This is a genomic window from Calditrichota bacterium (genome assembly GCA_013151735.1).
Lineage (GTDB): Bacteria > Zhuqueibacterota > JdFR-76 > JdFR-76 > BMS3Abin05 > BMS3Abin05.
In genome coordinates this window covers 24125-33571 of record JAADHR010000108.1, presented here as the reverse complement: position 1 = coordinate 33571, position 9447 = coordinate 24125, and the positions used below count along the sequence as shown (strand labels likewise).

General features: G+C 47.9%; 8 protein-coding genes and 1 pseudogene (1 of these 9 running past the window's edge). All 9 read right to left on the bottom strand.

What is annotated here, in order from left to right; translation table 11 throughout:
* Nucleotides 1-230 (bottom strand): carboxypeptidase-like regulatory domain-containing protein (locus GXO76_07520; protein ID NOY77700.1); only part of this gene is annotated, 230 nt, incomplete at its 3' end.
* 26 nt (nucleotides 231-256) lie between these two features.
* Nucleotides 257-1087, bottom strand: coding sequence for a hypothetical protein (locus GXO76_07515; GenBank protein NOY77699.1), 831 nt, complete (start codon nucleotides 1085-1087; stop codon nucleotides 257-259).
* Nucleotides 1088-1120: 33 nt separating this feature from the next.
* The gene (locus tag GXO76_07510) at nucleotides 1121-2785 is read right to left on the bottom strand and encodes a T9SS type A sorting domain-containing protein (protein ID NOY77698.1); all 1665 of its coding nucleotides are present in this window, start codon (nucleotides 2783-2785) and stop codon (nucleotides 1121-1123) included.
* Between the two features lie 226 nt (nucleotides 2786-3011).
* Nucleotides 3012-5300 carry a T9SS type A sorting domain-containing protein gene (locus tag GXO76_07505; GenBank protein NOY77697.1) on the bottom strand — a complete coding sequence of 763 codons (2289 nt, stop codon included), beginning with the start codon at nucleotides 5298-5300 and terminating at the stop codon, nucleotides 3012-3014.
* A 98-nt stretch (nucleotides 5301-5398) separates the two neighbouring features.
* Entirely contained in the window at nucleotides 5399-5950 is a 552-nt protein-coding gene (locus GXO76_07500; GenBank protein NOY77696.1) for a shikimate kinase, read from the bottom strand.
* On the bottom strand, nucleotides 5951-6907 hold the full coding sequence (locus GXO76_07495) for an alcohol dehydrogenase catalytic domain-containing protein (protein ID NOY77695.1): 957 nt from the start codon (nucleotides 6905-6907) through the stop codon (nucleotides 5951-5953). It abuts the gene before it with no gap.
* A 92-nt stretch (nucleotides 6908-6999) separates the two neighbouring features.
* Complete coding sequence (locus tag GXO76_07490; GenBank protein ID NOY77694.1) at nucleotides 7000-8382, bottom strand: tetratricopeptide repeat protein; 1383 nt, start codon at nucleotides 8380-8382, stop codon at nucleotides 7000-7002.
* A gap of 93 nt (nucleotides 8383-8475) precedes the next feature.
* Entirely contained in the window at nucleotides 8476-9048 is a 573-nt protein-coding gene (locus GXO76_07485) for an endonuclease III domain-containing protein (GenBank protein NOY77693.1), read from the bottom strand.
* A gap of 138 nt (nucleotides 9049-9186) precedes the next feature.
* Nucleotides 9187-9447: pseudogene (locus GXO76_07480) on the bottom strand (D-cysteine desulfhydrase family protein); it runs 767 nt beyond the window's last position.

Genomic DNA, 9447 nt, shown 5'->3' with positions numbered 1-9447 from the left:
TAGACTCCGGCCGGAACCTTTTCGATGAGAAATCTTCCCGTCCGGGAAGCGCTGGCTCCCAGAACAGTCCTTTCAATGATCACGTCGGCGCCCGGCAGGGGTGTGTGATCTTTTGCCGAACGAATCGTTCCGGAGATTTTTCCGGTTGTCTGAGCCTGACTGTTTGGAGGGCCCAACAGCGCCAGGACCAACACGCCACCCCCCAAAATACCCTTTATAATGGTCTTCATCAGTTGCACATTCATCCGCATATTTCCTATGGTCGAAAGGTTGAAAAATCCACATGAATATCAACGCCCGTGCGAGTTTCCCCTTTGACGACGGAAACCTCCCCCGGCTTCGATGCCGAGTCGGGATCGGCGTAAAATCCCAGATAGCGAATATCGGTAAATGGTGTGCCTTTGGCCTTCCAAAAAAGCCCCACATATTTGTACGTTCCGGCACTCACCGGCAAACAGTACCGATAGGTCGATACAAAAATAGGAATGCCTATTTTTGCAGAAGACACATTCAGCAAGCTGAAAACATTCGTGGGATCGGGGGGAATTTTAAAGGCCCCGATTCCCATGATTTCCGTATCCTTCGGCCAGGTTCCGCTGTAGGTAATGGTCCCGCAAATAGTGGCCTCGCGAATCACGTAATCGAAATCCGCGTACACGTTAATGGAATCAATTTCCATTTTCTCACGCGTCACAGAGATGGGCGAGGGCAAAAAGCTGTTGATGTCGTGATAATAGCCCATTACATCCGACAGGTTCCAGGGTTTCCCCTTTCCCTTCCAGACAACCCCCAAAATGTTGTACGTACCAAACGGAACGTAAAGCTCGTACTCCAGGGTATCGCCGGCCCATTTGTTCAGCGGCGGGCTGGTGATGAGTTCCGTAAATTCCGTCGGGGGAAAGGATTTGGCCACGGCTACGCGAATTTCATCCGTTTTTTGAAGGATTTCAGAAGTACGGTGACTGAAGAAAATCCGGCCCTTAATCACTCCCAGATCAGGACTAAGCCCCTGATCGACTTTACACGATCCGAAAACGGAAAAAAATAATACGGCGATAACCGCGCCCAGTCTTGAATAGCCCTTCATAAACTCATAACTCCTTTTACGTATGCCGGCATTTTATCGAATTAAAAGCAGTTTTTTTGTGGCATAAGAGCGACCGGCCTGAATCCGGTAGAAATAAATCCCTGCAGGCAAAAGTGCCCCGGAGGCGTCCGTACCATTCCAGGACACGGCATGCGAACCCGGCAATTGCAGCGGGAGGTTCATTTTGCGAACGATTCTACCGGTAATATCGAAAACGGTAATCGAAACAGCCGCTTGCCGGGGCAAAACGTAGCTGAAATAGGTTTGTGCCCCGGGCACGTTCGCTCGAAATGGGTTGGGATAAGCGGCATGAACCTGAAATGTGACAGGTGCTGTTGACCAAGTTCCATTTTCCGTAACAGAGACCCGTGAATTTTGAAGAGAAAGCGAAAGGGTAAAGGGATTTTGAGTATCGTCTAACAATTTTGCGCCGGTGTCTGCCGGTTGATTTCCCGGAAGCATATAGAGGGTGCTCCAGAATCTGAGCACACCCTGAATGTTGGTTCCCGTCACGCGAAAACCGGCATCTCCGTAGGAAAGGCTGTCACCGGTGTCCCATGTACCATCACAGGTGCTGCCGGTCGTGCTTTCACAATAATAAAGTTGTTGTTGGCTTCCAATGTCCGGTACCTCTATCAAAGAAACCAGTGTTCCCGGAGTTCCGGTTACCATCTGATAATTCAAACCCGGCTGAATGTTTTTATTAACCGGATCGGGCTGGCCATCAATTAAAATCCCCGAATTATTTGGGTTGTAGAATTTCATTCCCGAGGCATTCGGATTTAAATCCAGCGAATAGCGCACAGACAATATTTTGATACTTAATTGATTCGTCAAACTCAGATCGATGCTGTCGGCCTGAACCGCCATGGAGTACGGGTAGAAAAAAATGGGGAAATAATAAGTGTCGGGAGATTCAATTTGTCCGAGGGCTCCCAGATCGACCACAATTTTAAAAATAATGCTTCGGATAATCCGCACCGGGCCCACTTTGAATTTGATTCCCTGTTTGTGAATACTATTTTCAGTGATTTGAATTTGGGTAGGGCCACTGAATCCCTTTACCTCAGCCACAATGTGGATTTTGAGTCGGTCCAGAAAATCCCGGCCGTTTCCCCCGGCGGAAACGGGAACGACAATTTTATTCGGCAAACCGTTTTGTCCAAAACCAATTCTGTAATGATCAGAATAAATCTCCTGGGTTTTGGGATCAATCGATACAAGAGGAGGAACAGGCGGCGGAACGGCCGGCGGAATAACCCGATACAAATAGCCGTACACATGAGACTCCGGGTTCTGCGGATCGGTCACCACAATTTCATATCGCGGATAATTTCGGCTGGCGGTGTCCGGAATCCAGTTCGTGTCCGACGCAGCATCGCCGAAATCGCTCACCATGAAAACGAGCTCGTCATTTGCGTCCAGAACACCGTTATCCGTACTGAAATAGGAACCGGAGGGGCCGCGTTCGTCAATCTGAAACGGGAGGGCTTTCCAGCTTCCTGTGGCGGCATCAAAGGCCCACAACGAGATTTCCCCGACCGGCGCTCCGGCCAATTCGGGAACCTGCGCACCCGTCAAAACCACGGGTTGAATTAATCTTAAATCGGAAGGGGTTTGCGCGTGCAGGGGACACACCCACACAAACCACAATCCGACTAAAATCAGTAATCCTTTTCTAAAAAATAAAGCTTTCATAAAACTATCTCCTAACCCGTTTTCTGCCGAAAGTCATCACCACACTCCGGCACCACAATGAATGGTGGTGAGACCCTTCTGTACCATCTCTCACCACAATGAATTGTGGTGATTGTTCAAGACGCTTTAGCCCCCCTTCCTTTGTACCATCACCACAATTTATTGTGGTGATGGTCTAAGGCACTCTTAACAAAAAACTTCCGTAGTGAAAAAGCCCAAAAACCCTCTACCGCATGAGCAGCATTTTTCGGATTTTGTGAAATTTTCCAGCCTTTATTTCGTAAAAATAAACTCCGGAAGAAACCGGCTGCCCCATGTCATCCCGGCCATTCCAAACAGCCACGTACGCTCCAGCGGGTCGATTTTCAGAGACCAGTTTTCTGACAACCTGCCCCAGATTATTGTAAATGGTAAGTGTTACAAACGACCGCTCCGGAAGCGAAAAGCGAATTTTTGTGTCCGGATTAAATGGATTGGGATAATTCTGTGCCAGCTCAAACTGCTTTGGCAGGTTGACCGTAACGGTGACGGATTTTAACAGGGTAAATTTCCCATCAAAATCAATCTGCTTCAAACGGTAGGTTACCTCTCCCTGTGTAACAGTGGAATCGGTGAAATTGTACACATGGGGATCTGCTGTTGTTCCGTTTCCGGGAACAAACCCGATTTTTTCAAAATGGGAACCAGACCGTTTTCTTTGAACCTCAAAGCCGTAGTTATTGCGTTCGGAAGCCGTCTTCCACTGCAAAACCGCACCGGCTTCATTAACTTGAACCGAAAAATCCAGAAGCTCCACGTCCAGAAGGGTTGCCTGTGCGATATTTGAAAGTGCCGATCGATTCCCGGCGTCATCCAGGGTGGTCAACATAAAATAGTAGGTTTTCAGGGGATTTAATCCTCTGACCTCACAGCTTTCGATGGTTCCGCCCGGAGCCGGATTGGGTGTCGTCAAAACCCGTGTGGATGCGTATTTGTAAACAATCATGGGATTACTGACCAGTGACGGCGCAAAAGTAGAGTACCTCAAATCGTATGCCATCGCCGTTCCGGCCGTTGAATCGTCTCCGGGGGCTGCCCAGGACAACACCACGGAAGAATCGCGCACACTCATGACCAACAGATTGGTCACAGGCGCAGGTGGAATCGTATCAAATGTCTGCGGAACAATCTGCACGGCGAGCGGATCTTTCATATTCGCCACCAGCGAATCGCCAAGATCAATCGGCTGATTGGGCGGGAAAAAATAGGTGTAGTTCACAAAATTCATTTTCCCCGTAATATTTTCGCCGGTGATCAAAAATCCGGAATCGCCATAGGAGCGTTTGTCCCCGGTATCGGATGTCCCGTCCCCAGTAGTATTCAGGGGATTATTTTTGTCCCAGTAATACGGCTTTTGCGACTGACCAATCCGGGGCACCAATTCAACTGTTACCAGTGTTCCCTGGTCCCCCCGGACCATAAAGTAATTCAACTGCCCCGGATCCAGTGTGTAATTGAATGCATCCGGCTGACCGTCGATCAGCACGGCCGAATTGTATTTGCTGTAATAGTCCATTCCGGTGGCATATTGATTAAAATCCAGCGAAAAACGAATGAGTTTCAATTTCGCATCAATTCCATAGGGCAAGTCCGTCAGTGAAATATTCAGATCTTTTGCATCCAGTTGCAGTGAATTTTTGTAGAATGTCATGGGAAGGGCGTAGGGTCCTTCTTCCAGCGGGGGAACCCCCGAGAAACCCGTTTTGATGTAGATTTTCACTGAAAGGGGGTAAATCACGCGAACGGGCCCATCTACAAACTTATCGTTGGGAACGCGTTGTAAGTCCATTTCTGACAGTACAATCGTTTTGGTTACCCAGGTCCACAAAAATTTCTTCTTGGCGTAAACTTTAAAGCGAAATTTAAATCGCTCAAAAAAACTCGTATCCGGATGGAGGGTTGCCTGAGGAATAACGATTGTATTGGGGAGTCCGTTATCTTCGCCGAATCCTATCTGGTAATTTCCGGACAGGATTTTATCGTTTACAGAATCGTAATCCACGTAGTCCACGGGGCTCACCGAATCCAAAGAGGCCGATTCAAAAAAATAGGCCCATCCCGATTGGGAGGGGTGCAGAGTATCCCGGACAAAAATCTCGTATCGGGGAAACACTTTGGATGAATCATCTGCCGGCCAATACCCGTCGGGGACACGGTCTCCCAGATCTTTTGCCATGAAGAGCACTTCATCCCTTTGGGAAAGCAAACCGCTTTTGTATCCAAAATACGATCCGTTGGTACTCACCGGATCAATTTGAAAAGGAATGGGGCCCCACGCTCCGGTGGAATCGTGGTACACCCAGATATGCAGAGAAGAAATCGGCTGTCCCACAAACTCCGGAAAGTGGGATGCCTTTATGATGACGGGATCGTAGGGACGCTGAACGGTTGCCTGGGTAACAAGCTGTGCATGGGAAAAGGAAACGGAGGACATAAACCCAACCAAAATCAGAGCCCATTTGTATAATCCTTTCATAGATTTTCCTTTCTAACGGTCAGGGCTGTTTTAGATGCGGAATTACAAGTTTGTAAATTGTGTAAAATTTAGGAGGAAAATTTCAATTTGTCAAGGAATTATTTCAGCTTAAGATCAAGAATAATTTCATTTAGAACAGCCTCAATCGTTTTTCCGGACGTCGAAATGTGAATATCCGATTGCAAATAGTAGGGATTTCGAAGCGCCATGAGCCATCGGATTCTTTCCAAAAGCGCCTGATCGGTCAAGGGCTGATCGGAGTTGCCTGAGAGAAAAAGAAGCCGTTTTTCTGTACGTGCAATCCGCCCAAGAATATCTTCCGGAGTGGCCATCAAATAAATCAAAACGCCGGACTCTTTTACGCGCTGAAGATTGAGGGGATTCACAATTGTCCCTGCCCCCAGAGCAACCACCATTTCGGTTCCCTCACTGAGCCGCTGAAGAATGTCCGTTTCGGCTGACCGGAAAAGAGATTCCCCGTTTTCCCGAAAAATGACGGGAACAGGCTTTCGGAGTTGCGCTTCAATTTCCGTATCCAGATCCACAAATCTCCATGAGAAGGCATCCGAGAGAAGAGGCCCAAGGGTACTCTTGCCGCTGCCCGTAAAGCCCGTCAAATAAATGAGACGTTTGAGGTACAGCTTCCCCATTTACGACACCCTGAAAAGAACTTTCAAAGCATCCGGCTGTTGAGCCATGTTTAAGGCTTCGCGCCACTTTTCCAGCGGAAATTCCGCTGAAATTAAATCATCTATTCTGATCTTTCGATTCTGCAACAAGCGAAGCGCCGGTGGAAACGGCCCGCATCGGGAACCAACCACTGTAATTTCATCGATCACCAAACCGGAAGGATTTATTTTCAACATTTTATGATACGTGCTTTTCAGAATAATTGTTCCTCTTGGACGCACCAAAGACACAGCCAACTCCCAGCCGGAGGTGGACCCCGAGCTTTCGATGACCAGATCGTGCTTCGGAAGGGAATCCGCTTTTTGCAAAAGGGTGGTTTGAATACCCAGCTCGGAAAACCGACGGAGTTTTTCGGGATGTTTTCCTACGACCCGCAAGTGAACCCCCACATTTACCAAAACCCGGGCGATTAACTGCGCTAATTTTCCATCTCCAATAAGAACAACGGACCAATTGGGTTCAATTTTAATTTGTTCCAAAATTTCCAGCGAGGCCGCAAGGGGTTCAGTAAAAACAGCTTCCTTGTCAGAAACGGAGGAGGGCACTTCCCGAAGATTTTTGAGCGGCAGCGTAAGATATTCCGCAAAGGCACCATTCTTGTTCAGAATTCCAAGCACCCGCCGATTGGGACAGTGGCGTTCGAGTCCGGCAAGACAGGCGGGACACGTTCCGCAGCCGATGTTGATTTCGCCCACCACCCGCTTGCCGATCCACTCCGGGTCAGGGGACTCTTCCACCACGCCCACAAACTCATGACCGGGAATCCCGCGAAAGGACATGTATCCGTTCAGTATTTCAAGATCGGTCGTGCAAATACCTGCATAACGGACGCGAATGAGGGCTTCGTTGGTTTCCGGTGCAGGTCTGGACATGGACGTGAAGGAAAGGTTCTGCCCATCAAAGAAAAGTGCGTTCACTGATTCCTCCCAATGAGAAAATTGAAACGGGCTACAGGCGCACCCGGAGAATGGCCATCCCCTTGTTTAACCGAATCAACGTGTTTTTACGATTACGGCAGCACAGCCTCGGAGTTGTCGTCTTCCAAAACAACCTCTTCTTTTGGAATCTCAGCCGCTTTTTTCTTTTTTCGCGAAAAGGAAAAACCAAAACGGAATCCGGAGGGTTTGCCAAGATTATATTTCTTGCGTAATTCCTCGGCTCTCCGTTCAGCAATGGCGATGTGCTTTTGAAAGTCCTCCGGTGCCAGTTCCAGAAATTTTTCGTAACTCTCCAGGGCCCGGGAATAATTCTTGATGCTCTCGTAGGCCAGGGCTTGATTAATCCACGCTTCGTAATAATCCGGCCGAATCTCAATGGCCTTTTGATAGCTCCGAATGGCTTCCTTGAGTTGCCCCAACTTACTCAAAGCGATTCCCAGATTGTTCCAGGACTCGTTAAAATCCGGCGCCAACTTCAGGGCTTTCATGTACGCCGCTACCGCTTCTTCATTGCGATCCAGTTTATTGTACGAATTCCCCAGATTGTAAAATGCCATAAAATAGGACCGGTCAATTTTGGCGGCCTGAGAAAAACAGACCAGCGCTTCTTCAATCCGATTCATTTTGCTGAGGGTCACACCCTTCTGGTACCAGGCCTGCAGAAAATCATCACTAACGGCGAGCGCTTTGTCATAGCTCTCCATGGCCTCTTCAAATTTGCCCAATTTGCGATAGGAATTTCCACGATGCGTCCAGGCTTCCACATTCCTCTGGTCGATGAGCAGCGCTTCATCAAAGCTCTTGATGGCTTTGTCGGATTGGCGCAAACGGTCGTACGCGATCCCCCGATTAATCCAGGCCTCAATGCGTTCCTGATTTTTTTTGATGGCTTCATCGCAGGCATCAATGGCTTCCTGGTAACGTTCGGTTTCAATGAGAATGCCGCTTTTATTGATCCACGCAATGCTTGTGGGTTCCCATTTTAACGAAAAATCGTATTTTTCCAGCGCATCGTCAAAGGTGCGGGCCCAATAGGCATCATTGCCCAATTTCCACATTTGCAGCGCCTGGAGTTTTTCCGTCATGCCTTCATTTTCATTCAGATCCAGTTCATCTTTGAAAACCTTTTCCTCAAAGATCATCTTGTAATCCACTTTATTGGAAATCTCGTTCCAATTTTTCTGCCATGTCCAATCGGTTTTACCGCTGCGACGAATCATAATAACCGCCAGAATGAAATTGGCAAGAAGGATCATTCCGATTGACGTCATGGCGGCCAAAAGCGTGACGCGTGTCTGGATCCCCCGAATTTCCAGATAGGCCGAAGCCATTATCAGAAGCAGCCCAAAAAAATTGACAACGGCCGCGGCAGGATTTTTCCAATAGACGCTCACGCCGATTAAGATCAAAAAAAACAGAGCCGTTAATGTAATTGTAACCAAAAATAAAATCATAAATACCTCTCAGTTCTCTCAAAAACAATTATTCCGTCAGATTCGTTCTGGACTTTTGTACACGCTTAACAGAATAATTTCCAAATCCCATTTTTAAAATGATGGCCGATCCTCTTTCGAAAAATAGTCGTTCAGGGGACACGCATCGCACAGGGGGGTTCGTCGGCAAAAGTGATGTCCAACATAAACCAACAGCGCATGGAATTCGTTGTAAAGTTGAACATCCCGGGGCAAATGTGTCATAAAAAACTGACGAATTTCCTCATACGTGGCCTTTTCCGTCATCCAGCCGTGCCGAAGGAAAATACGCCGCGTGTACGCATCCACCACAAATGTTGGCTTTTGCAGCGCATAAAGCAAAATGGAGTCAGCCGTTTCCGGGCCAATGCCGTAGAGGGTTAAGAGCTCCTCCCGCAGTTTTTCAAGAGGCTGCTCGGCCATTTTTTCCAAAGAACCCGCGTAGCGCTCATAAATATATCGGACAAAAATCTTTATTTTCTTAGCTTTTTGATTATAATACCCGGACGAACGAATGGCCTGGGCCAGTTCAGTTTCGGAAATGCGCTGCAATTTTTCCAGAGAAAGTCCATATTTTTCTTTCAAAGTTGTAATTGCTTTGTCAACATTTTTCCAACTTGTGTTCTGTGTGAGAATGGCACCTATCATGATTTCAAGCGGTGTTTCCCCCGGCCACCAATGTCTGGGCCCAATAGTCTGAAACAGTGTTTTATAAATAGGAAGCAGTTCCCGCGGATCCAATAGGATGTTTTTCTGACTCAACGTGTTTCGACTCTGTTTTTTCCATTAAACAGCCACATCCGGAAATTCCGGGGCGTCCGGGCCGCCAAAAAATATCTTTCGCTTGGGAAATAATCCGAAAATCCCGCCGGTATGAATAAACAAGACAGACTGCCCCCTTTTGAACCGGCCCTTCTTAATTTGGTCCATCAAACCCAACATGGCCTTGCCCGTGTAGGTGGGATCCAAAAATATTCCCTCCAACTGTGCGACCTGCTTAATAACCTGCAATTCTTCCGATCGGCTCAAAGCATAGCCGCGCCCCAC